At 69.9% G+C, this 23,777-nt stretch carries 19 protein-coding genes; 3 read left to right on the top strand and 16 right to left on the bottom strand.

Annotated elements, in window-relative coordinates; translation table 11 throughout:
- Positions 1–4: 4 nt before the first annotated feature.
- The 10 genes from AC07FN_RS15490 to AC07FN_RS15445 all read right to left on the bottom strand — a co-directional run bounded on the left by AC07FN_RS15490 (position 5) and on the right by AC07FN_RS15445 (position 12,106).
- On the bottom strand, positions 5–3,178 hold the full coding sequence (locus AC07FN_RS15490; RefSeq protein ID WP_478396217.1) for a tetratricopeptide repeat protein: 3,174 nt from the start codon (positions 3,176–3,178) through the stop codon (positions 5–7).
- Positions 3,175–3,420: a hypothetical protein gene (locus AC07FN_RS15485; RefSeq protein ID WP_478396216.1), complete on the bottom strand. Its 246-nt coding sequence runs from the start codon at positions 3,418–3,420 to the stop codon at positions 3,175–3,177. Before AC07FN_RS15485 ends, AC07FN_RS15490 begins: the two co-directional genes overlap by 4 nt.
- Positions 3,421–3,582: 162 nt before the next feature.
- Positions 3,583–5,748, bottom strand: a complete 2,166-nt coding sequence (locus tag AC07FN_RS15480; protein WP_478396215.1) for a putative bifunctional diguanylate cyclase/phosphodiesterase — start codon at positions 5,746–5,748, stop codon at positions 3,583–3,585.
- Positions 5,749–5,837: 89 nt separating this feature from the next.
- Positions 5,838–6,647, bottom strand: coding sequence for an SAM-dependent methyltransferase (locus AC07FN_RS15475; protein ID WP_478396214.1), 810 nt, complete (start codon positions 6,645–6,647; stop codon positions 5,838–5,840).
- 146 nt (positions 6,648–6,793) lie between these two features.
- The gene (locus AC07FN_RS15470; RefSeq protein WP_358575559.1) at positions 6,794–7,696 is read right to left on the bottom strand and encodes an oxidoreductase; all 903 of its coding nucleotides are present in this window, start codon (positions 7,694–7,696) and stop codon (positions 6,794–6,796) included.
- Between the two features lie 46 nt (positions 7,697–7,742).
- Entirely contained in the window at positions 7,743–8,450 is a 708-nt protein-coding gene (locus AC07FN_RS15465; RefSeq protein WP_478396213.1) for a M50 family metallopeptidase, read from the bottom strand.
- 49 nt (positions 8,451–8,499) lie between these two features.
- Positions 8,500–9,477: a LacI family DNA-binding transcriptional regulator gene (locus AC07FN_RS15460; protein ID WP_478396212.1), complete on the bottom strand. Its 978-nt coding sequence runs from the start codon at positions 9,475–9,477 to the stop codon at positions 8,500–8,502.
- 195 nt (positions 9,478–9,672) lie between these two features.
- On the bottom strand, positions 9,673–10,986 hold the full coding sequence (locus AC07FN_RS15455) for a M20 family metallopeptidase (protein ID WP_478396211.1): 1,314 nt from the start codon (positions 10,984–10,986) through the stop codon (positions 9,673–9,675).
- A 54-nt stretch (positions 10,987–11,040) separates the two neighbouring features.
- Positions 11,041–11,808: an EI24 domain-containing protein gene (locus tag AC07FN_RS15450; protein WP_478396210.1), complete on the bottom strand. Its 768-nt coding sequence runs from the start codon at positions 11,806–11,808 to the stop codon at positions 11,041–11,043.
- A 79-nt stretch (positions 11,809–11,887) separates the two neighbouring features.
- Positions 11,888–12,106, bottom strand: a complete 219-nt coding sequence (locus tag AC07FN_RS15445; RefSeq protein WP_132492109.1) for a hypothetical protein — start codon at positions 12,104–12,106, stop codon at positions 11,888–11,890.
- 205 nt (positions 12,107–12,311) lie between these two features.
- Here AC07FN_RS15445 and AC07FN_RS15440 point away from each other — a divergent pair, with 205 nt between their 5' ends.
- From AC07FN_RS15440 to AC07FN_RS15430, 3 genes are all read left to right on the top strand, one after another.
- Positions 12,312–13,340 carry an iron-siderophore ABC transporter substrate-binding protein gene (locus AC07FN_RS15440; RefSeq protein ID WP_478396209.1) on the top strand — a complete coding sequence of 343 codons (1,029 nt, stop codon included), beginning with the start codon at positions 12,312–12,314 and terminating at the stop codon, positions 13,338–13,340.
- Positions 13,341–13,389: 49 nt separating this feature from the next.
- A complete protein-coding gene (locus tag AC07FN_RS15435) occupies positions 13,390–13,884 on the top strand; it encodes an Lrp/AsnC family transcriptional regulator (RefSeq protein WP_478396208.1) in 495 nt (164 codons plus the stop codon).
- A gap of 192 nt (positions 13,885–14,076) precedes the next feature.
- Positions 14,077–15,468, top strand: a complete 1,392-nt coding sequence (locus tag AC07FN_RS15430) for an aspartate aminotransferase family protein (RefSeq protein ID WP_478396207.1) — start codon at positions 14,077–14,079, stop codon at positions 15,466–15,468.
- 188 nt (positions 15,469–15,656) lie between these two features.
- On the opposite strand, the gene AC07FN_RS15425 is transcribed toward AC07FN_RS15430, so the two are convergent.
- From AC07FN_RS15425 to AC07FN_RS15400, 6 genes are all read right to left on the bottom strand, one after another.
- Positions 15,657–16,922, bottom strand: coding sequence for a pyruvate dehydrogenase complex dihydrolipoamide acetyltransferase (locus AC07FN_RS15425; protein ID WP_478396206.1), 1,266 nt, complete (start codon positions 16,920–16,922; stop codon positions 15,657–15,659).
- Between the two features lie 25 nt (positions 16,923–16,947).
- Complete coding sequence (locus AC07FN_RS15420) at positions 16,948–17,946, bottom strand: alpha-ketoacid dehydrogenase subunit beta (protein WP_358302905.1); 999 nt, start codon at positions 17,944–17,946, stop codon at positions 16,948–16,950.
- Positions 17,947–18,058: 112 nt separating this feature from the next.
- A complete protein-coding gene (gene pdhA, locus AC07FN_RS15415) occupies positions 18,059–19,159 on the bottom strand; it encodes a pyruvate dehydrogenase (acetyl-transferring) E1 component subunit alpha (RefSeq protein ID WP_478396205.1) in 1,101 nt (366 codons plus the stop codon).
- A 222-nt stretch (positions 19,160–19,381) separates the two neighbouring features.
- On the bottom strand, positions 19,382–20,854 hold the full coding sequence (lpdA, locus tag AC07FN_RS15410) for a dihydrolipoyl dehydrogenase (protein WP_478396204.1): 1,473 nt from the start codon (positions 20,852–20,854) through the stop codon (positions 19,382–19,384).
- 326 nt (positions 20,855–21,180) lie between these two features.
- Complete coding sequence (locus AC07FN_RS15405) at positions 21,181–22,404, bottom strand: M20 metallopeptidase family protein (protein ID WP_478396203.1); 1,224 nt, start codon at positions 22,402–22,404, stop codon at positions 21,181–21,183.
- Entirely contained in the window at positions 22,401–23,690 is a 1,290-nt protein-coding gene (locus tag AC07FN_RS15400) for an MFS transporter (RefSeq protein WP_478396267.1), read from the bottom strand. Before AC07FN_RS15400 ends, AC07FN_RS15405 begins: the two co-directional genes overlap by 4 nt.
- Between the last annotated feature and the right edge of the window lie 87 nt (positions 23,691–23,777).

The raw sequence follows: 23,777 nt of genomic DNA, 5'->3' as shown, positions 1-23,777 counted from the left end.
GCGCTCAACCGGTCAAGGTCGCCATGTGGGCCTTGAGCTCCTCGGCTCGTGGATCTCCGAGCGACTCGTAGATCTTGATTCCGGTCCGGTAGTGCTTGCGGAGGTGCCGGGGCTTCCCCAAGATCGAGTAATTCAACCCCAGACAGCCGTGAACGTACGCCTGGTTGGCCGCATCGCCCAGCTGGTGGTAGATCTCCAATGCCTGCTTGAAGGCAGGTTCAGCGCTCAGGGCGTTGCCCTGCCCCTGACAGCACAGCGCGAAACAGCAGTAGGTGTTCGCGAGCTTCGGCAGATCCTCGGCCTGCCGCCAGATCTCCGCAGCGCACCTGAAGCGCTCCGCCGCGTCCTCCAGTCTGCCGCCTCTGCCCAGGGCGATGCCGAGCTGGTTGAGCGCCTCGGCGACCTCGCCGGCTTCGCCGTTGATCTCGAACCACTGGACGGCCCGTTCCAGGTGGGTGCTCGCGCTCTGGAACTCGTGGAGATCGTTGAGCACTTCGCCCAGCTGCAGGAGAACCTGCCCCTCCCGATCCATCTGCTCAGTGGTAGCGCCGACTTCGAGGGACTGCTGGAAGAAGTCGACCGCGTCGGTCAGCCGGTCGAGGCGGTAGTGCGCCATCCCGAGGTTCGCGAGTATCCGGTAGGTGGTCTCGGCATCGTCGGACAGTGACAGGGCACGCTCGTACCAGGGCACGGCGTCGGCGACCTGCCCCAGTCCCGTCCTCAGCTGCGCGACCAGCTGGCATGCGGAAATCTCACCGTCGTCGTAGGCCGCGATCTTGCAGAATTCGGCTTGCCGGGCGAACCAGTGCGCCGCTGCCTCGTGGTCGCCCGCGGTGTGCAACGCACTGGCGAACGCACCAGCGCATTGCGCTTGGTCGATCGTCATGCCCAATTCGCCGTAGTGGGCTATCGCTGTGGTGTATGCCTGCGTCGCTTCGGCAATTCGGCCAGTAGCGGACAGCGTTCTGGCAGCATTCAACGAGGTCCTCGCGCTGCCTTCGCCGTCTCCGACCTCGGTTCTGATCCGCATTGCCTCGGCGAGATTCGCCAGCGCCTCATCGTGATCGCCGATGTCGAGGGCCAGCTGGGCCAATCCGTCGATCGCCTCCGCCAGCAGCCATTGATCATCGATGATCTCGCACAGCCTGCGCACTTCGCGGAATGCCTCCAGAGCGCTGTCCCGCTGACCGAGGCGCACCAGCACGTATCCCAGTATCCGCTGGGCTCCGGCCTCCCCCGGGTAGTTCCCCTGCTCGGCGAACAGGTCCAGCGCCCGCCGCCCGTACCGCAACGCGGATTCCAGGTCCTCGCCCTGCTCCCAGTACAGCCTCGCGAGGTTCGCGTATACGGAGGGCAGATCACCGGGTGCGAGGACGGCAGCAATCTCCTCGCACATCTGGTAAGCGCTGATCGCCTCGTCCCACCGCTGGGTCTTCGCGAACACGTTGGCCAGGTTCCCCAAGGTCCGGAACGCGGCATCGAAGTCGTTGCGCCGCACGTTGATGACGGTGCACCGTTCGAAAACCTCGACGGCTTCGTCGAATCTCCCCAACGATGCGTACAGCGTTCCTTCATTGCCCGCGATGAGAACTTCGAGTTCCCCTTCACCGCTTCGCTCGCTGACCTCGCGCGCCTGCATGTAGAGCTCAGCTGCGCCGTCGAAGTCTCGGCGCTCCTTCGCGATCTCCGCCAGCCGCCCCAGCGTGAACGCCTCGCGCGACGCGTCACCCCGGGCACGTTCCACCCCCAGCCGGAGTTGGCAGACCTCCTCCAACGAATCCGACATGCCCCGAAGCGAGAGGAAATCGAGCAACGAGTCGGCCAGCCCGCTCGCCGGCTCCAGCCAGTGCCGTTCGACGGTGAACCGCAACACGGCCAAGCAGTTCGCCACTTCGGCGTCGAACCAGCGCAGCGCGATGGACCTGATCGACCTGGCTTGCTCGTCCTTGCCCCCGCCAACGGCATGACGCACCACGTACGCGTTGAACACAGCACGTTCCTCGAAGTGCCCCACCAACCTTCGCTGCGCGTCCTCGACGGCGGTGCCGTCGTCGGCGTCTTCGGCTTGTTCCCTGGCGAACAGCTTGATCAGGTCGTGGAGGTAGTAGCGGTCCGCGACGTCCTGTTCGACCAGGTGAGCGCTGAGCAGCTCCTCCAACGCGTCCTGGGCTTCTTCGAACTCGATCTCGGACGCTGCCGCCATGGCTTCCGCCGTCCAGTCGGGACCGGGGTGAAGGCCCGCGACGCGAAAGACCTGCGCCCGCAGTTCGTCCAGCGCGCCGTAGGAAAGCGCGAACGCCGCACGGACTTCCAGGTCTCCGACCTTCAGCTCGGCGAGCCTCCGCCGTTCGGCGCTCAGCGCCGTTACCAAGCGCTGCATCGACCATGTCGGCCGCGACACCAACCTGGCACAGGCGATCCGCAGTGCGAGCGGGAGATTTCCGCACAGCCTTGCCAATTCCAGCGTCGCCGTTGGTTCCCCGTCCGCACGCTCCTGCGAGACGATCTGAGTGATCAGTTCCGCGGATTCGGCGGCGTCGAGCACTGGAACGTGGATCTGCGCGGTCAGTTCGAGCGACGTCAGCTGTTGCCTGCTGGCGATCAGGACCAGGCAGTTGTCCCCGCCGGGCAGCAGTGACCGGATCACTGCTGGATCACCGGCGTTGTCCAGGACAATCAGAAGCTTGCGAGTTGCCGACTCGCTGCGGAACCGCGCCGCGCGCTGGTCCGCGTCGGCTGGGATCTCGGCATCGGGAACCCCGAGAACGGCGAGGAAATGGCCCAGAACGTGGTGAGCGCTCACCGGTGAATTGCCTGGCGCGTAGCAACGGAGGTCTGCGTGGAGCTGGCCGTCGGGAAACCGGTCGGCCAGCTTGTGCGCGGCGTGGTTCAGCAACCCCGTCTTGCCCACTCCGGGGGCGCCCTCAATGGCCACGACGACCGACTTCGTGCCCAGGTCACCGAGATGGTCGGTCAATCGCCGCAGCTCGTCGATGCGGCCGACGAAGTTCCCTGGAGGAGCAGGCAATTCGGCGGGGATCGGCTTGGGTGACGGTGCCTGAACAGTCACGTTCTGCGTGATCGTCGCGTTCTCGACCGTCGAACCCTGGATGTTGATGCCGAAGTTGTCGTCACCGAGGTAGTTGAGCGCCGGCGAATCCCGGTTCGGATCGCTCATGCCGATCCCTTGGAATCGTCGTCCTCCTGGCGGTGCTGCCGGACGTTCCCGAGCACCGTGCTGCCCTGGATGTTGATCCCGTTGACCGTGCCGCCGACGACGTTGCCGCCCGCCGGAGGTGCTGCCGGTTCCGCCGCGTCGGCGCGGTGGAAGTACCAGCCGACGCCTGCGTTGAGCAGTACGAAAAGGACGGTCAGGCTGACGAGCAACCACGACGTCGACTGCGTCAGCAGATTGACCACGACCGCCAGTCCAGCCGAAACGGCCGACGCCACGAGGTGCGCAACCGGTCGGCCAACCCGCCCTGCCATTCCCATCGCCTCCACTTCGCCTCACCCCGTTGACGCGCGGACGGCGACGACAGTTCCGATCAAGAAACCGATTCGCCCGATTGGCGGTGACGTTCAGGCTGGCTGGGCGCCGCCGAGGAAGTCGGGGACGTCGAAGGCGAACAGCGGTTCTCCGAAGTGGGCTCCCGCGGCGACCTCGCAGCCCATCTCGCGCCAGGTGGCCGCCTGCTCCGCCATGTCGATCCCGCCCACCCACAGGCGGGCTCCGCAGGCGTCGACCAGCGGTACCAGGGCCCGGACCGCCTGCACCTCCGGCACGTCCGCGGACTCCGCCGCGTGCACCAGGTCGACGAGGTCGTCGCACAGGCGCACCGAGTCGACCGGGAGGTCGCGCAGCAGGCGCAGTTCGTCCGCGGAGCCGCGGAAGCTGTGCAGCGAGGTCTTGATGCCACGGCTGTTGAGGTAGCGGACGTTGTCCCGGGCTTCCTCGTGGTCGCCGCTGATCGCGGCCATCGGCATGCACAGCCGCATCCAGGTCGCGTCGATGTCGCAGGAGCCCAGCACCCGGTGGATCACCGCCGCCAGGTCCGGGTCCTGGCCCTGGTTCGGGCTCAGCGACAGCTGCAGCTGCACCGGGTACCCGGCCGTGTGCCACTCGCACAGCTGCCGCCACGCGGTTTCCAGCATCCAGTCCCGCAGCGACAGGGTGACCCCGGAGCGCTCCGCGAGGCGCTGGCATTCGCCGTGCTCCAGGGTGCCGTATTCGCTCGTCTCCCAGCGGAGTTCGGCCTCCAGCGCGACCAGCGCACGGTCGTCCATGCGGGCCAGCGGCCGGTAGAGGACCTCGAACTCGCCGAGCTCCAGCCCGCCGGGCATCACCGCGGCCAGTTTCGACTCGATCCGCTCCTCCGGCGCCGTGGCCGGGTCGAACAGCGCCCACTGCCGCTTGCCCGCGGCCTCCGCGCGGCGCAGCGCGACGTCCGCCGCCCACAGCATGCTCGCCGCGTCTGCATCGGCCGCCATCCGCTCCACCACGCCGATCCCGGCCGACGCCGCGATGCCCTGGTCGTCGCCGACGTAGACCGGCTCCGCCAGCAGATCGTTGATCTGCTGGGTCAACGTTGTCACCGGCGGTGTCTTCTCCTGCTGCCAGAGCAGGATCGCGAACTCGGTGCCGCCGAACCGGGCGACGATCGCCTCCTCGTTCTCGACCAGCTGCTCCAGCCGCCGGGCCACGGCCTTGATCACCCGGTCGCCGACCTCGTAGCCGAGGCCGTCGTTGATCAGCTCGAAGCCGTCCAGGCCCAGGTGGTAGAGCGCCAGCCGGGCGTCGCGCGGCAGGTTCGCCAGCGCCGTCTCCAGGCGGGTGTGGAAGAACTGCCGGTTCGGCAGGCCGGTCAGCGCGTCGTGCAGGGCCTGGTACTGGAAGCGGTCCTGCAGCAGGTGCAGCTCGGTGATGTCCTCGACCATCGTGACGAAGTGCCGCGGCGCGTCGTCGGAGCCCCGCAGCACCGACACCGCCAGGTAGACCCACGCCTCCTCGCCGGTGGCGTGCTGCAGGCGCTTGCGGTCGCCGAGCCGCTTCGAGCTGCCGCCTTCGGCGAGCTCGCGGTAGGCGGCCGCCAGGTATTCGGCGTCGTCGGAGTGGAACAGGTCGTGGATCGTCATCGCCGCCAGGTCGTGCGCCTGGTAGCCCAGGGTGTTCTCGAACGCCGGGTTCACCTGCACGAACTTGCCCTCCAGGTCGCAGATCGCGACCCCGATGGGCGTCGTCGTGAACACCTCGCCGAATCGAGCCTCGCTGGCCGCCAGCTCCTGGTCGGCCTTCAGCTTCGAGCGCAGCAGCGCCTTCTTCAGCGTCTCCTGCTGGACGAAGGTGCTCTCCCGGTCGGCGGCGGCGTAGCCGGCCGCGATCGCGGTGACCAGCCCGAGGATCCGGCGCACCGCGTCGTTCCCGGGCAGCTGGACCAGCTCGTCGCGCAACAGGTTCAGGCTCAGCGGCAGGCTGTCCTCGCCGGTGGCGTGCATCTCGACCAGCCTGCTGCCGACGGTGCGACCCACCTCGTCCACCGCGGACGGATCGTCCAGGGCGCCGACGACGCGGTCGATGAGTTCCTGCAGCGTCTCCTCGACGGTCTCGCGGGCCAGCGGGATGTAGGACGCCGTGCTGAGCTCCGCCGCCCAGCGGCGCGCCACCTCCGCCCGCCAGCCGGCGTCGTACCTCTTCGGGTCCAGCACGTCCGGCATCCCGCTCGGGGCGTCCGGAGTTCCGTCGCTCATCTCACCCGTCCGTCAACGTTCGGCGAATCGCCCTGGTCGCACACCTTCCTAGCATTATCGGAAATCAGCGCCACCCCCCCCGTGACCCGTCATAGCTTGCGTCCCACCCCCGCGTAGATCTGCGCGCCGCCGGGCTCGTCGGCGGCCCGTTCGGGCCGGTCCGGCCGCCACAGCGCGGTGCCGACGACACCCGGCTCCACCAGGTCGAATCCGGTGAACAGCTCGGTGATCTCCGCGTGCGTGCGGGTGTGGATCGGGTCCGAGCTGCGCCGCATGACTTCCACCACACCGGCCATCTCGTCCGGGCTGATGTCGGCGGTGAAGTGCGACAGCGCCAGGTAGCTGCCGGTCGCCAGCGCGTCCCGGTAGCGGGCGATGATCGCCGGGGCGTCCAGCTCGTGCGACACGAAGTGGAACACCCCGGCCATGATCAGGCCGATGGGCTCGTCGAAGTCGAGCAGCCGCCGGGTCTCCGGGTGCTCCAGGATCACGCCCGGCTCGACCAGGTCGGCCTGGATGACGGTGGCGTTGTCGTTGCCCTCCAGCAGCAGCTGGCTGTGCGCGACGGCGACCGACTCGTAGTCCACGTACACGACGCGCGCGTGCGGGTCGGCGGCCTGGGCGATCTCGTGCACGTTGCCCACGGTCGGGATGCCGGAGCCGACGTCGAGGAACTGCCGCACGCCCTGCCGCGCCATGTGGACCACGGCGCGCCGCAGGAAGGCCCGGTTGAGCCGCGCCACGTCGCGCGCGCTGGGCAGTGCGGACAGGAACTTCTCGGCCAACACCCGGTCGGCGGCGAAGTTGTGCGCGCCGCCCAGCAAGTAGTCGTAGAGCCGCGCCGCGCTCGGGACCTCCTCGTCGACATCCTGGGGGACCCACGTCGCCTGTTCGGTCACGGTTCGCCTCACTTCTCGCGCCGTTGCGTGTCGGCCAGACTACTGGGTGACACCAAACAGCCTGACGGGCGTGACCATGCCGCGACCATCCGTATCGATCGAGACCGGCTGCAGGTGCCGGATCGCGCAGGCAGTCGCGGTGAGCGTCAGTGCGCCTCTTCGAGGGTTTCCCCGTCTGCGACCAGGGCGTCCAGCTCGGCGACGTCCTCGGCGGTGAGCGCCACGCCGGCGGCCGCGGTGTTCTCCTCGAGGTGGCCGAGGGAGGAGGTGCCCGGGATCAGCAGGATGTTCGGCGAGCGCTGCAGCAGCCAGGCCAGGGACACCTGGGCCTGGGTCGCGCCGCGGCGCTCGGCGACCGCGCGCAGGACGTCGTCCTGGCGAGCGCGGCTGTCGGCGAAACCGGAGCCCAACGGGAAGAACGGGACGAACGCGGCACCGGCCGCCGCGGTCTGCTCGACCAGGTCGGCCGAGGTCCGGTTCACCACGTTGTAGAGGTTCTGCACGGACGCGATCTCGGTGTGCCGCCGCGCCTCCTCGAACTGCGCGGCGGACACATTGGACAGTCCGATGGCGCGCAGCAGGCCCTGCTCGCGGAGCTCGGCCAGCGCGCCGAGCTGGTCGGCCAGCGCGATGCCCCGGTCGACGGTGTGCCGCAGGTAGACCAGGTCCAGGGTCTCCAGCCGCAGGCGGCGCAGGTTGTCGTGCACCTGCGCGCGCAGCGCGTCGGGGTGGTTCAGCGGCAGCCACGCCGCCTCGTGGTCGCGGTAGGCGCCGATCTTGGTGGCCAGCACGAGCCCGTCGCGGTAGGGCCGCAGCGCCTCCGCGATCAGCTCGTTGACCACCCACGGCCCGTAGAAGTCGCTGGTGTCGATGTGGTCGATGCCCAGCTCCACGGCGCGGCGCAGCACCCGGATCGCCTGCTCGCGATCGGCGGGCGGGCCGAACACGCCGGGCCCGGCCAGCTGCATCGCGCCGAAACCGAGCCGGCTCACGGTCAACTCCGCGGTCAGCGGGAACTTTCCACCCAGGGCGGTCGAAGCACTCGTCACGCCGCGATGCTGCTAGAAAACCGCGGCCCCGGCAACAAGCCGTTGCTCACACCTGCGGCATCAGGAGCAGCCAGGTCCCACCGATCACCAACGCGACGAGCCCGGCGAGGAACCAGGTCGCCAGCCAGATCCCGGCGGGCAGCCCGGTGAGCCGGGCGAGCTGGTCGGCGTCGGAGTTCGGGGCGCGGCCGCCGGAGCGCTTGCGGCGCAGCTCGGCGATCGGCCGCAGGCCGCCGAAGAGCAGGAACCAGCTGAACAGCGCGCAGCACAGCGCCTGCCAGGCCGGCGTCGCGAACCAGGACACCGCGAAGATCACGCCGCCGGTGAGCACGATCGACAGCACGCCGTAGGCGTTGCGGATGGCCAGCAGCATCGCGACGAGCAGCGCGATGCACGCCCACAGCATGACGTGCGCGAGGTCGACGGTGACCAGCCACGCGCCGCCGAGCCCGAGCAGCGACACCGCCGGGTATCCGGCCAGCAGCGTGAACACCATGCCCGGCCCGGTCGGCTTGCCGGTCGACACGGTCAGCCCAGAGGTGTCGGAGTGCAGCCGGATACCGTTCAGCTTGCGCCCGCTGAGCAGCGCGACCACCGCGTGCCCGCCCTCGTGGGCGATCGTCACCACGTTGCGCAGCAGCAGCCAGGTGTTGCGGCTGAGCACCAGGAGCAGCGAGAGCACGCCCGCGACCAGCGCGGCGACGTTGCCCGAATCCAGCAGTTGCGCGGACCATTCCCGCACTAAATCGTCCACAGTAGACACCCAAGGTCGGCGACAGACCGCGGCCCAGCGTAGCCGTCGCTCAGCCGGAGGCGCGGACGACCAGCTCCGGGGCGATGGCGACGCTGCGGGACGCGCCCTCGTCGCCGGTCAGGTGTGCCGCCAGCATCCGGACCGCCTCCGCCGCGATCTGCCCCTGCGGCTGCCGCACCGTGGTCAGCGCGGGCTGGGCGAGTTCCGCGTACGGGATGTCGTCGAAGCCGGTGACCCGGACGTCCTCGGGCACCCGGACGCCCCGCCGCGCCAGCTCGCTCAGCACGCCCAGGGCGATCGTGTCGTTGCCGCACACGATGCCGTCCGGCAGCGACCCCTGCGCCAGCAGGCGCTCCCCGGCCTGCTGGCCCCATTCCTTGCTGAAGTCGCCGAGCAGCACGTCGGCGCCGTCGCCCGCGGCGCGCCGGAAACCGTCCAGCCGGGCCTGCGCCGACGAATCGGTGGGCTGCGATCCGACGAACACGAGGCGCTTCGCGCCGAGCCCCAGCAGGTGGCGCACGACCTGGCTCATCCCGGCCTCGTTGTCCACCCCGACCCAGCTGCCTGCGAAGCCGTCCACCCTCAGGTCGAGCTGGATGACGGGAACCCGCGCGGCGGCCGCCGCCAGCACCGCGCCGCTGCGTTCGCGGTGGCACGGGATCATGATCAGCGCGTCGACCCGGCGATCCAGCAGCGCGCGGACCTGGCGCTGTTCGGTTTCCGGCTCGTAGTGCGAGTTCGCGAGCAGCAGGCTGCGCTGCCCGTCCTGCAGCTGCTTCTCCACCGCCTCGACGAGCGTGGCGAAGAAGGGGTTGCCGATGCGAGGCACGACCATGCCTATGGTGTGCGTGGTGCGGCTGCGCAGGGATGCGGCGACGACGTTGGGCTCGTAGTCGAGCTCGCGGGCCGCCGCGAGCACCTTCTCCCGGTTCTCCGCCCGCACGCCGCGCTGCCCGGACAGGGCTCGCGACGCGGTCGCGACCGATACACCCGCCCGCGCCGCCACATCGTGGATCGTGACGCCCACGCCACCTCCTCGGTCTCGTGCCGCCTGGAGCGTAATCGATTTCGCGCTGCTTTCTCCACAGAACCGGGGATTCCCGAACTCGATTTCGCCGATTCGCGGAAACCGATTCCACAGGCCGGATGCCGTTGCCGACCAGCGGCCCGGACCGGGTCGGCGAATACCGGCTGGACGCGTTCCGCGCGGGCCGGTGGCCGGTCAGTCGAAGTAGGTGGCGACGTCCAAGGCGCCTCCCGCGGCCTCGAACTCGGCCAGGGCCGCCCGCCGGAGCTCGGCGTCGGCCAGGTAGTCCACTGTGGTCAGAGCCAGGCCGATCGCGCCGTCGAGGACCGCCCGGTCGCCCGCCGGGGTCGCCGCCGCGGCGGCGAATTCCTCGGTGTGCAGGGCGAGGTTCGGGTCGCCCAGGCCGATCATCGGGTGGATCGCCGGGAGCCGGTAGCTGATGTTGCCGAGATCCGTCGAGCCGGTGAGGTACTCCGGGACGACGCCGCGCGGCAGGGACGTCCGGCCGCGCCGGGCCTGGTGCTGCGCCCAGCGGGCCGCCAGCGCGTCGTTGTGCCGGATGGGCAGGTAAGCGGGGTTGTTGTCCCAGTTCAGCTCGACGCCGCAGCCCGTCATCGAGGCCGCGCCGTGCGCGATCGCCTCGATCCGGGCGGCGAGGTCCTGCAACGAGCCCGGCTCGGCGGACCGGACGTAGAACACCGCCGCGGCGCGGTCGGGCACAACGTTGGGCCGCTTGCCGCCGTCGGTGATGATCCCGTGCACCCGGTCCGTCGACGGCATGTGCTGCCGCATCGCCGCGACGCCCTGGTACGTCGCCACGACCGCGTCGAGCGCGTTGCGGCCCATGAACGGCTGCGCGGCGGCGTGCGCGGCGACGCCGTGGAACACCACCTCCAGCTGGCGCCGCCCGAGGAACGGGTGCGCGGCGATGTCGTGGGAGAACGGGTGCAGCATCACGACCGCGTCGACGTCGTCGAAAAGCCCTGCCCTGGCCAGGTGTTCCTTGCCACCGCCGCCCTCCTCGGCCGGCGTGCCGACCAGGCTCACCCGGCCGCCGGTCGCGGACACCGCAGTGGCGGCGGCGAGGAACCCGCCGACGGCCGCCGAGCAGATGATGTTGTGGCCGCAGCCGTGCCCGATGCCCGGCAGCGCGTCGTACTCCGCCAGCACCGCGACGTGCGGGCCGTCGCCGCCGGCCTCGACGCGCAGCGCGGTGTCCAGCCCGCCGACGCCGACCTCGGCGTCATGCCCGTGGCGCCGCAACAGTTCGGCGGCCTGGCCGACGGACCGGTGCTCGGCGAACGCCTCCTCCGGGTGCGCGTGCAGGTCCCGGCTCAGCGCGACGAGATCCTCGGCGTTGTCGTCCACCCACCGCTCGACGTCGGCGCGCAATGCCTCGTCGGCGCCGGCGAACTCAGAGCGGATCGGCTCGGCGGCGGCCACGGCCCGCTCAGTAGCAGCGGAAACGGCGCGGAGGTAGGAGTCATCGGGCTGCGTAGGCTGTGTCACACCCCGAACTTTAAAACCTGCGCTCAAACGCGCCTTGCGTAGCGGTGCGGCGAATCACCGCCGCGCGGCGCCGTCCTGCCGGGGAACCGGTCCGAGCACCCGATGCGCCAGGAGCGTGCCGCCGACGACGGCCGACGGGATCACCACGAGCTGCGCGACCGGGATCAGGCACAGCAGGTAGGTCGGCAGCCCGAAGCCGAAGACCACCGCCCGGTACTGCCGCAGGGCCCGGCGCCGGTCGCGGAAGGTCAGGCCGCGCCGCTGGAACACCAGCCCGACCATTTCCAGGGTGACCAGCCACGCGCCGAAGAACGCGCCCAGCACCAGCGCCGCGATCTGCCCGACCACCGGGATGAACCCGATGCCGAACAGCACGATCGCACCGATCAGTGCCACGCCCACCAGCTTCAGCGAATCCCGCACGCCACGGCCGAGTTGCCGCGCGAAACCGGCGCCGTCGTCGGAGGCGTCCAGCCCGAGCTGCTGCTCCGCCTGCTCGGCGATGTGCTCGTAGAACGGTCCGCCGATGAGCAGCGTGACGGCGATGAACGACACCGACGCCAGCAGCCCGGCGGCGCCGACCAGCGCCACGCCGGCCAGGACGCGCAGCGCCTGGCGGGCGGCATCGCCCCAGCTGTCGGCGAACGGCGTCATCCAGGTGACCAGATCGGGGCTGAAGTAGATCAGCGTGCCGAGGCCGCCCAGCAGCAGCAGGGCGCTGATCAGCGCCGGCAACGCGCCGAGGAACAGCAGCTTCGGCTTGCGCAGGATGATGCCGAAACCGGTGCCGAGCGTGCGGACACCGGAGAGGAACGAACTCATCAGGATTGGTCTCCCGTACGGTGGCGATCAATGCCCACCGTATCGGCCGGGGCTCGGCGGCCGGACGGGAAACGGCGGATCAGCGCGCCACGCGGTGCCGGTTGCGCCGCGGGTGCGGCACCGACCGGGGCCGCCGGCCGTCGGCCGGCCCGGGATTGCGGCGGTCCTCCTGGTGGTTCGCGTGCAGCTCCACCAGCAGGACGTCGGGATTCTCCCCGGCGTGGCTGCGCCAGAGCATCCTCAGCAGCTCGTCCTCGGCGAGCACCCAGCGACGGCCGAAAACATCATCGTCACTCATGGCGGCTCCAGCATCCCCGCGGCTGTTCACGCATGGTGCACGTGCGATCTCTCCCCGTACACCATACCCCGCGAACGACCTTCGGTGATCCGTCTCACCGGACCGCGGTCCGCGGTTGCCCGACCGGAAGAGGTCAACTTAGGTTAGCCTTTCTTGTCAGAACTTCGGGCGGTCGGCCCGAACCGGACGACGAAGGACTTCGGTGATGACGCCTCCCCCAGCAGCTGGTGCCCGGTTCGGCCGTCGGGGCTTCCTGATCGGCACGACCGGCGTGCTCGCCGCCGGACTGGCCGCCGGGCTGACGGCCTGCGGCGGCTCCGGCGGACCGGACGGGACCGGCAACGCGCAGGCCGGGCCCGGATTCCCGGCGAACGTCCCGAACCGGTACGGCGCGGCGGAGATCAAGGCCGCGCCGCAGCGCGTCGTCACCCTGGGCATCACCGACCACGACGTGCTGCTGCCGCTGGGCGTGATCCCGGCCGGGCTGACCAAGTGGGGCCCGTGGGACAGCGGCGTCGGCCCGTGGGCGGAGCCGTTCCTGGGCGGCCAGCGCCCCAAGGTGTTCGGCAGCGAGGTCGACGTGGAAGGCGTCATCGCGCTCGCCCCGGACGTCATGATCGCGCTGCAGAGCGCCCTGACGCAGGAGCAGTACAACCGGCTCAGCACCTTCAACCCGGTGGTGGCGCAGCCGCCGAACTCCATCGACTACGGGGTGAACTGGCGGGTGCAGGCGGAGACGATCGGCCAGGCGCTGGGCAAGCAGGCCGAGGTCGCCAAGCTGCTCGCCGACACCCAGGAGCGCATCGACCAGACCCGCCGGGCGAACCCGCTGTTCGAGGGCAAGACCCACGTGACGGTCCGCACCGACTCGGCGGGCACCTACGCCGCCTACACCAAGCAGGACGCCCGCACCGCGCTGCTGGAGCAGCTCGGGCTGCGGTTGTCGCCGGCCATCGAGAACCTCGACAGCGGCGGCAAGTTCAACGTCAAGGTCAGCAAGGAGCAGGTGGGGCTGCTGGACGCGGACGTCGTGATCGTGACGACCGCCAAGGCCGCCGACGTGGACGCGGTCCGCAAGGACCCGCTGCTGAACAACCTGCCTGCGGCCAAGCGCGGATCCCTGGTGCTGCTGGACGACTACGACCTGACCATGGCGCTGGGTTCGGCCACCGTCTCCAGCATCCCGTTCGCCCTGGAGCGGCTGGCGCCGAAGCTGGTCGACGCGCTGAGCTGACGGACCCCGGGTTTGCACCCGGCTCGCGCGGCGGCAACGATACGTCGCTGTGACACGCAAGCCCCACGAGCAGGACTCGCCGGACGCGAAATCGCCCGTCCACGTGGACGAGTTGTCCAAGCGGATCATCGAACAGCTGCAGCAGGACGGCCGGCGGTCCTACGCCGCGATCGGCAAGGCCGTCGGCCTGTCCGAGGCAGCGGTGCGCCAGCGCGTCCAGCGGCTGCTGGACTCGGGGATGGTGCAGATCGTCGCGGTCACCGATCCGCTGCAGCTCGGCTTCCTGCGGCAGGCGATGATCGGCGTGACCGTGTCCGGCGACGTGCAGGAGGTCGCGGACCGGCTCGCGGAGCTGCCGGAGATCGAGTACGTCGTGATCACGGCGGGCTCGTTCGACCTGCTCGTCGAGGTGGTGTGCCGGGACGATGAGCAGCTGCTGGACGTGATCAACCGCCGCATCCGAAGCCTGGATGCCGTCACCGGCACCGAGACCTTCGTCTACCTCAAGCTCCGCAAGCAGACCTACGCCTGGGGCACCCGGTAGGGCCGCCGCTCATCACGTGCTCGATGCGGGTGCAGTCCGCCTTGCCGCCGAGCTCCAGGTGCACGCGCTTGAGGTCCAGCAGACACTTGACCACGAGATCAATTGTCGTAGATGGCGTTTGCGACGCTTTTCGTTGTTCATGACGGGTCAGTACAATGGATTCCGCATACATCGATGAGCGTGAGGTTGATCATGAGCGCGACGGACAAGCCCGCCGCAACCGTCGCCCGCACCTTCGGCGACCGGGCCCGCGACCACCTGTGGCTGCACTTCGCCGACCACAGCGGCTACGCCGACAGCGAGATCCCGGTGATCGTGCGCGGCGACGGCCCCTACGTCTACGACGAGCACGGCAAGCGCTACTTCGACGGCCTGGCCGGTCTGTTCGCGGTCCAGGTCGGGCACGGCCGCGACGAACTGGCCGAGGCGGCGGCGCGGCAGACCAAGCAGCTCGCGTACTTCCCGCTGTGGTCGCACGCGCACCCCAGCGCGGTGGAGCTCGCCGAGCGGGTCGCCGCCCAGGCCCCCGGCGACCTCGACCGGGTGTTCTTCACCGGCGGCGGCGGCGAAGCCGTGGAGAGCGCCTGGAAGCTCGCCAAGCAGTACTTCAAGAAGACCGGAAAACCCAACAAGCACAAGGTGATCAGCCGCTCGCTGGCCTACCACGGCACCTCGCAGGGCGCGCTGTCCATCACCGGCATCCCGGGCGCCAAGCAGGACTTCGAGCCGCTGGTGCCCAGCGCGATCAAGGTGCCCAACACCAACTTCTACCGCGCGCCGGTGCACGCCGACGACTACGAGGCGTTCGGCGCCTGGGCGGCCGACGAGATCGCCCGCGCGATCGAGCGGGAAGGCCCGGAGACCGTCGCCGCGGTGTTCCTGGAGCCGCTGCAGAACACCGGCGGCTGCTTCCCGCCGCCGCCCGGCTACTGGCAGCGGGTGCGGGAGATCTGCACCGAGCACGACGTGCTGCTGGTCTCCGACGAGGTGATCTGCGCCTTCGGCCGGCTCGGGCACGACTTCGGCGCCAACCGCTACGGGTACCAGCCGGACATCATCACCGTCGCCAAGGGCCTGACCTCCGGGTACGCGCCGCTGGGCGCGATGATCGCCGACGAGCGGCTGATGGAGCCGTTCCTGGTCGACGGCAGCAGCTTCACGCACGGCTCGACCTACGGCGGGCACCCGGTGGCCTGCGCGGTCGCCATGGCCAACCTGGACCTCATCGAGTCGGAGGACCTCTACGGCCGGGTCCGGGCCAACGAGGCGAACTTCCGCGCCACCCTGGAGAAGCTGCTGGACCTGCCGATCGTCGGCGACGTCCGCGGCGCGGGGTACTTCTACGGCATCGAGCTGGTCAAGGACAAGGCGACCAAGGAGACCTTCACCGCGGAAGACGCGGAACGCGTCCTGCGCGGCTACGTCTCCCCCGCCCTGTTCGAGGCCGGCCTGTACTGCCGCGCGGACGACCGGGCGGAGCCGGTGATCCAGCTGGCCCCGCCGCTGATCTCCACCCAGGAGCACTTCGACGAGGTGGAGCAGATCCTCCGCGCGGTCCTCACCGAAGCCCAGGCCAAGCTCTGACCACCCGACACGCCGAAGCCTGTGGACAACTCCCGCAATTTCAATGGAAATCGGAGATCTGATTTCCATTGAAATTGCGGACCCACCCGCTTCGCGACGGGGCGGTGAATCCGGTCGGGGCGTGAAAAAGGCCCCTTCCGCGAGAGACCGCCCCGTGTCGTCGCGGAAGGGGCCCAAGTCGCCGATCGTCAGGCGATGATGCGGATCGGGTCCTCCAGGAGCCCGGTCAGCAGCTGCAGGAACGCCGCGCCGACCGCGCCGTCCACCGCCCGGTGGTCCGCCGACAGCGTCGCCCGCAGGATCTTGCGGGCCACGAACTCGCCGTCGCGCACCTGCACCTCGTCGCGGGCCGCGCCGACCGCCAGGATCGCCGCCTCCGGCGGGTTGATCACCGCGCTGAACTGCTCGATGCCGAACATGCCCAGGTTGGAGATCGAGAAGGTGCCGCCGGACATCTCGTCCAGCTTCAGCTTGCCCTCGCGGGCCCGCCCGGCCAGCTCCCGGCTCTCCGCGGCGATCTCCGAGACGCTCTTGCGGTCGGCGTCCTTGATCACCGGCACGACCAGGCCGTTGTCGATGGCCACCGCGACGCCGAGGTTGATGCGCTTGTGCTGCAGCATCTTGTCGCCGGCGAACGAGACGTTCACCGCCGGGTTGGCGCGCAGGGCCGTCGCCACCGCCTTGACGATCAGGTCGTTGACGCTGACCTTCGGGCCGCCCGCGGCCTGCAGGCGCTCGTTGAGGGTCGCCCGGAACGCCATCAGGTCGGTGACGTCGATGGCGCTGGTCAGGTAGAAGTGCGGGGCCTGCTGCTTGCTCTCCGTCAGGCGCTTCGCGGTCACCTTGCGGATGTTGCTGAGCGGGATCTCCTCGACGTCCTCATTGGACACCACCGGAGCAGCGGCCGGAGCGGCGGCCGGAGCCGGAGCAGCGGCGGCCAGGGCGGCCGAGGCGGCGGCCTCGATGTCGGCGCGGATGATCCGCCCGCCGGGGCCGGTGCCCTGCACCGTGGACAGGTCCACGCCCTTCTCCTTGGCGACCGCCTTCGCCAGCGGCGACGCCTTCGGCTTCGCACCCTGCTCGGCGGGCGCGGCCGGGGCCTCGGGCGCCGGAGCGGCGGCGGGCTCGGCCGGGGCCGGAGCCTCAGCGGCCGGGGCCTCGGCGGCCGGCGCCGCAGCGGCGGGCGCGGGGGCCGGGGCGGCTTCCGCCGCGGCACCGGAGCCGTCGCCGAGGATCGCGATCGGCGTGCCGATCGGCACCGTCGCACCCGCGTCGACGAGGATCTTCTCCAGCACCCCGTCGTCGTAGGCCTCCAGCTCCATGATGGCCTTGTCGGTCTCGATCTCGGCCATCACTTCGCCGCGCTTGACCTGGTCACCAACGTTCTTGTGCCAGGTCGAGATCACGCCCTCCTCCATCGTGTCGGAGAGCCTCGGCATCTGAATCTCAGTCATGGTCTTCCTCGGGTGAGCACAGGCCTCAGCGGCGACGGCGGCCGACGGCGTCCAGCGTCTGGTGGACAGCGGTCGTAAGGGACTCGGCGGACGGCAGCGCGGCCCGCTCCAGCGGCTTGGCGTAGGGCAGCGGGACCTCCGCCGCAGCGACGCGGCGCACCGGGGCGTCCAGGTAGTCGAACGCACCGTCCGAAATGGACGCCGCGACCTCCGCGCCGATGCCGTAGGTCAGCCAGTCGTCCTCGGCGATCACGGCGCAGCCGGTCTTGCGCACCGACTCCACGACGGTGTCGCGGTCCAGCGGCCGCAGGCTGCGCAGGTCGACGACCTCGGCGTTGATGCCCTCTTCGGCCTGCAGCTTCTCGGCGACCTGCTGGGCGACCATGGCCATCCGCGAGTAGCCGATGATGGTGATGTCGGTGCCCTGCTTGGTCACCTTCGCCTTGCCGATCTCGGCGGGCTCGACGACGTCCGGGACCTCGCCCTTGGTGTTGTACAGCGCGAGGTTCTCCAGGAACAGCACCGGGTCGTTGTCCCGGATGGACGCCAGCAGCAGCGCCTTGGCGTCGGCCGGGGTGCTCGGCGCGACGACCTTCAGGCCCGGCACGAACGCGTAGTACAGCTCGATGTTCTGCGAGTGGGTGGCGCCCAGCTGCTGGCCGCCGCCGCCCGGCGTGCGCAGCACCATCGGCACGCTGGTCTGCCCGCCGAACATGCCGTAGATCTTGGCCGCGTGGTTGACGATCTGGTCCAGCGCGATCAACGAGAAGTTGATCGTCATCAGTTCGACGACCGGCCGCAGGCCGAGCATGGCGGCGCCGACCGCGGCGCCGACGAAGCCCTCTTCGGCGATCGGGGTGTCGCGCACGCGCTTCTCGCCGAATTCCTTCAGCAACCCGGCGGTGATCTTGTAGGAGCCTTCGAAGACCCCGATTTCCTCGCCGATGAGGAAGACGTCCTCATCGCGCAGCATTTCTTCGCGAAGCGTGTCGTGCAACGCTTGGCGATAAGAGATGACGGCCAAGGGTTTTTCTCCTGCACAAAAGCATTGGTGAACCCCGTGGACCTCTCCATTGGCGTCGGAGAGATTCCACGGGATCTGTGGCGGGGTGTCGCGAAATCGCGGGGCAGAAGCCTCAGAAGACCGGGTCGGCCGGCAGGCGCCGCGAGTCGTTGGCCACCGGGGTGGCGTAGGTGTAGTCGAACAGCGTCGAGGTGTCCGGGTGCGGGCTGTCGTCGGCGAACGCGACCGCCGCGTCGGCCTCGGCCTGCGCCTTGCGCTCGATCTCCACGGCGGCGTCCTCGTCGAGGATGCCCGCCTCGATCAGCTCCGCCCGGAAGTTCGCCACCGGGTCGGCCTGCTTGGCCTTCTCGATCGAGTCCTCGCTGCGGTACTTGGCCGGGTCGACCACCGAGTGGCCCTTCAGCCGCTCGCTAACGGCCTCCAGCAGCGCCGGGCGGCCGTTCTCGCGGGCTTCCTCGACCAGGCGGGTCGCCGCGTCGCGGACGGCCAGCACGTCGTTGCCGTCCACCCGCTCGCCGTGCATCCGGTAGGCGGCGGCGCGCTTGAACAGGTCCGGCTCGGCGGAGGACTTGTCGACCGTGGTGCCCATCCCGAGCTGGTTGTTGATCACCACGAACACCACCGGCAGGTTCCACAGCGCGGCGATGTTCAGCGCCTCGTGGAAGGCGCCGATGTTGGTGGTGCCGTCGCCCATCTGGCACATCACGACCTGGTCGCCGCCGCGGTAGTCGATGGCCATCGCCGCGCCGGTGGCCAGCGGGACCTGCCCGCCGACGATGCCGTAGCCGCCCAGCAGCCCGGCCTCGACGTCGAACATGTGCATCGAGCCGCCCCAGCCCTTGGAGGTGCCGGTGGTGCGGCCGTACAGCTCGGCCATGACGCGGCCGGGCTCGATGCCCTTGGCGATCGCGTAGCCGTGCTCGCGGTAGTTGGTGAACAGCAGGTCGCTCTTGCGCAGCGCCCGCATCAGGCCGACGACGGTGGCTTCCTCGCCGAGGTTGAGGTGGCAGTAGCCGCCGATCTTGGCCTGGGTGTAGCCCTGGGCCGCGCGCTCCTCGAAGCGGCGGATCAGGGTCATCTCGTAGAAGTAGTCCTTCAGGAGCTCCGGCGACTCACCGGCGAACCGTCCGCCGCCGGAGCCGCGTACCGAACCGGCGCGGCGCGACTTGGTGGCGCGAGTGGCAGGTTTGGTGCGGGTAGCAGTCTGTGCCATCACAGATCCCCTTCTCGATTTGCCGTTTCAGAAGCGGCGGCAGCCGCTTGCGGTGTGGGACTCAGCTCGCACCGCCGCGGGTTCTCAGGCGTCGTCTCGGGAGGACAGCCCCGACGTGGTGAATTGGCATTCATGATGTCGGGGACCCCGGAGCGAGACGGCGTCTGAGGTTCCGCTACTGGCACCGCTACGCAAACCTCTGAAACCCTCACTGGTCTTCGCTCAGCGCTTCTTCGGCGGCGCGACGTGGACCGGCAGGCCGAGCGCGGACATCGCCGCCTCCATGCCGATCTCGCCCAGGGTCGGGTGCGCGTGGATGGTCTCGGCGAGTTCGTCGAGGGTGGCCTCCAGGGCCATGGCGAGGGCGCCCTCCGTGATCAGGTCGCTGGCGGAGTGCCCGATGATGTGCACGCCCAGCACCTCGCCGTACTTCTTGCCGGCGACGATCTTCATGAAGCCCTCGGTGTCGCCGTAGCTCTGCGCGCGACCGAGCGCGGCGAACGGGAACTTGGCGGCGACCACCTCGTGGCCGGCCTCGATCGCCTTGGCCTCGGTGAGCCCGACGCTGGCGATCTCCGGGTGGGTGAAGGTGGCGGCCGGGATGACGTTGTAGTCGATCGCGGCGTGGTGCCCGGCGATCGTCTCGGCGGCGACCACGCCCTGGTGCGACGCGACGTGCGCGAGCAGCGCCTTGCCGGTGACGTCGCCGATCGCGTAGACGTGCTCGACGTTGGTGCGCAGCTTGTCGTCGACGGTGATGAAGCCGCGCTCGCTGGTGGCGACGCCGGTCTTCGCCAGGTCCAGGTTGGCGGTGTTGGGCTTGCGGCCGACGCCGACGAGCACCACGTCTGTGTCAATCTGCCTGTCGATCTGCCCCGTCTTGGCGCTATCGACAGTCACTCGCAGGCCGTCGGCGGCCTGGTCGACGCGGGACACGGTCGCCTCGGTGAGCACCTTGATGCCGCGCTTGGTGAACGAGCGGCCCAGCGCCTTGCCGACCTCGACGTCCTCGGCGGGCACCAGGGTCTTCTGCATCTCGATGATGCTGACCTCGCTGCCGAGGGTGGCGAACAGGGTCGCCCACTCGGCGCCGACCGCGCTGCCGCCGATGATCGCGATGCGCTTCGGCACCTCGGTGAGCCCGAAGGCGCCGTCGGAGGTGATCACGCCGGGCAGGTCCGCGCCGGGCAGCGGCAGCTGCACGGGGACCGAGCCGGTGGCGATGATGACGTCGCGGGCCTTGACCTGCTCGACGGGCTGCGCGCCGGCCGGTTCGGCGGCGTAGCGCGGGCCGTCGGCGCCCAGCGGCGACTCACCGGTGGCGTAGACGTCCACGGTGGTCGGGCCGGTGAACCGGGCGTGGCCGTTGATCACGGTGACGCCGTTGCTCTTGAGCAGGCCGGCGACGCCGTCGGTGAGACCCTTGACGACGGCGCTCTTGCGACGCGTGATCGCGTCGTAGTCGACGGTGACGTTCTCGACGTTCACCCCGAAATCGGCCGCGTGCAGCACGGTTTCGTACACCTCGGCCGAACGCAGCATCGCCTTGGTGGGGATGCAGCCCCAGTTCAGGCAGACCCCGCCGGGCCGCTCCTTTTCCACCACGGCAACCGAGAGGCCGCGCTGCGCGGCCCGGATCGCGGCGACGTATCCGCCGGGGCCGCCGCCCACCACGAGAAGGTCGAACTCCTGCACTTCGCTGTGCTCCTTTGACTGCACGCGCCGGTTACGGAAAGCCCGGATCGAGCGGGCAATTCTCACTGTGAGTGTCGTGAGCACGACCACTCCCGCGCTATGCCCGCTCGCCCAGACTTCTCACATAACGGATGTGCAGAACGCACATTCCCACGCGTGACACACACAACATGTAACGCGATCATCACCGACAGTACTCGAGACGCCGATCACATGACGCGAGACACACTCAGGCACGAAAAAGCAAGCGACGGCGCCGACTCGAGGTCGACGCCGCCGCCAGCAGCCCGAAATATGTGCTTTGACCGAATGTCACGCTTGCACAGTCAAGCGCCTGACCCGGTGGTATCTCGGCCGGCCTGCTGCCGCCGGACGGCCAGCGCGGCGTACGCCGCCGCTCCGTCGCCGAGCACCGCGTCGTCGAACCGGGCTCGCGGCGAGTGGTTGTTCGGCGCCTTCTCCGGGTCGAGGTCTTCCGGGCAGGCGCCCAGGGAGATCATCACTCCGGGGATCTCGTCGAGCACCCGGGAGAAGTCCTCCGAAGCGCCGAGCGGCTGGGGCGCCGGGGCGAAGCGGTTCTCGCCGTGCAGCTCCCGCAGGGCGTCCGCGACGAACTCCGCCTCCGCCTCGTCGTTGACCGTCACCGGGTACTGCTCGACGAACTCCGCTCGCACCTCCGCCCCGTGCGCCGCGGCGATGCCCTCGCAGACCTGGACCGAGCCGTCCTTGACCACCGACTGGGCCTGCCGGGAGAAGGACCGGACCGTCGCGGCGAAGGTCACCTCGTCGGGGATGACGTTCTCCTGGGTACCGCCGTGGATCGTGCCGACCGTCAGCACCACCGGGTCGAAGATGTCGAACCGCCGGGTCACGAAGGCCTGCAGCGCCAGGACCATCTCGCACGCCACCGGCACCGGGTCCACCGCCCGGAACGGCGCCGAACCGTGCCCGCCCCTCCCCTGGACCGTCACCACCAGCCGGTTGGACGCAGCGAGCATCGGCCCGCCGCGAGTCGTGAAGAGACCGCGGCGCAGCGAGGAGATCACGTGCAGCGCGTAGGCCGCGTCGGGCTTGCGCCCGGACGCGGACAGGAGGCCCTCCTCCAGCATCCGCGCCGCGCCGTCGTAGCCCTCTTCGCCCGGCTGGAACATGAACACCACGTCGCCGGCGAGCTGATCCTTGCGCGGCGCCAGCAGTTTCGCCGCGCCCAGCAGCATAGTCGTGTGCAGATCATGACCGCAGGCGTGCATCCGCCCGTCGCCCGCGGCGAAGTCCAGCCCGGTCTCCTCCACCACCGGCAGCGCGTCCATGTCCCCGCGCAGCAGCACCGTCGGGCCCGGCCGCGAGCCGCGCAGGACCGCGGTGACCGAGCTGAGCCCGGTACCCGTCGACACGTCCAGGCCCAGTCCGTCCAATTCGGACAGCACGCGCTCCTGGGTGCGCGGCAGCCGCAATCCCAGCTCCGGAACCCGGTGCAGATCATGGCGAATCCGCACCAGGTCCGGGTGCAGGGCGCGGGCGTCGTCCACCAACGCCGGCAGGGCGATCATGACAGTCCCTTCTCGCCGGAACGGGCACCGAGCACCGCGGTCCCCAGCAGCGTGATGACGGCGGTACCGGCTGCGAACCACGGAACCGCGGGCAGGTGCCCGAACGCCGCGAGCCCCTCCGCCAGCAGCGGGAAGGTGCCGCCGAACAGCGCCACCGCGAGAGTGAACGGCACGCCCATGGCCACCACCCGCACGGCCACCGGGAAGACCTCGCTGTAGAGCACGTTCGCCACGGCCGTCGTGGGTGCGACGCCGAGGACGAGGTAGCAGGTCGCCACCGCCCACATCGGCAGCCAGCCCTGGGCGAGCGCAGTCATCAGCGGAACCGTGCTCAACGCCAGCAGCAGCGCCCCGACGCGGAACACCTTCATGCCTCCGAAACGATCGGCCAGCAGCCCGGAAACGACCATCGCGGCGATCAGCGCGAGCAGGCTCGGGATCATCTCCAGGTTGGACGCCGCGGAATGCGCGACGCCGACCTGCGCGGCGTACTCCGGGAGGTAGACGGTCCCGAAGTAGACGCCGACGGTGGTGCCGGTGGTCATCAGGAACACCGCGAGCATGCCCCGGGCGTGATCGAACAGCTTCGGCCGCGGCGCTGCAGCACGCCTGCCCGCCTCGAACTCCTCGCTCTCGGCGGCCGTGCTGCGCACCCAGAAAGCCAGGACGCCGAAGAGGGCCGCGACGACGAAGCCGATCCGCCAGCCGCCGTCGACGACCCCCTGCTCGCCCAGCACGAGCAGCAGCGCGCCGACGACGGCGAAGCAGAGGATGTTGCCGATGAACGCGCCGCAATAGGAGAGGCCGCTGTAGAGGAACCTGCGCTGCTGCGGCGCGGTTTCGGTGATGTAGGCCGCGACGCTCGGGTTCTCCCCGCCCATCGCGATCCCTTGCAGGGCGCGCAGCAGGACCAGGACCACCGGAGCCGCGACCCCGATCGTCGCCGCGGTGGGCAGCGCCGCGATCAGCAGGCTGCCCAGGCAGATCGTGCCCATGCTGACGATCAGCGCGAACCGGCGGCCGCGCACGTCGGCGATCCGGCCGAGCAGGTAGCTGCCCATCGGGCGGACCACGAATCCCACCGCGAAGCCCGCATAGGCCGCGAGCAGCTTGGTCAGCTCGTCGTCCCCGGCGAACATCTGCGATGCGAAGTACGGCGCCAGAATCGCGTAGATCGTCCAGTCGAACGACTCGACGATCCCGCCGACCGTTCCGGCGATCAGTTCGCGACGCCCCTTCGGGGAAACCGCCGCTCGCCCTGGCCGCGCTGCCAGGGCCCCATCCACCTGCGCCAACACTCACCTCCGAGGTGTGTTCGTGCCGAGCAGAGTGCGAGCCGGTGTAGCTCCCGGAAAGGAACCTGCGCGAGAATG

The organism is Saccharopolyspora sp. NPDC045941, from assembly GCF_056431445.1.
Note: the sequence above shows the minus strand (reverse complement) of the source record. Positions and strands in the feature narration are given on the sequence as shown.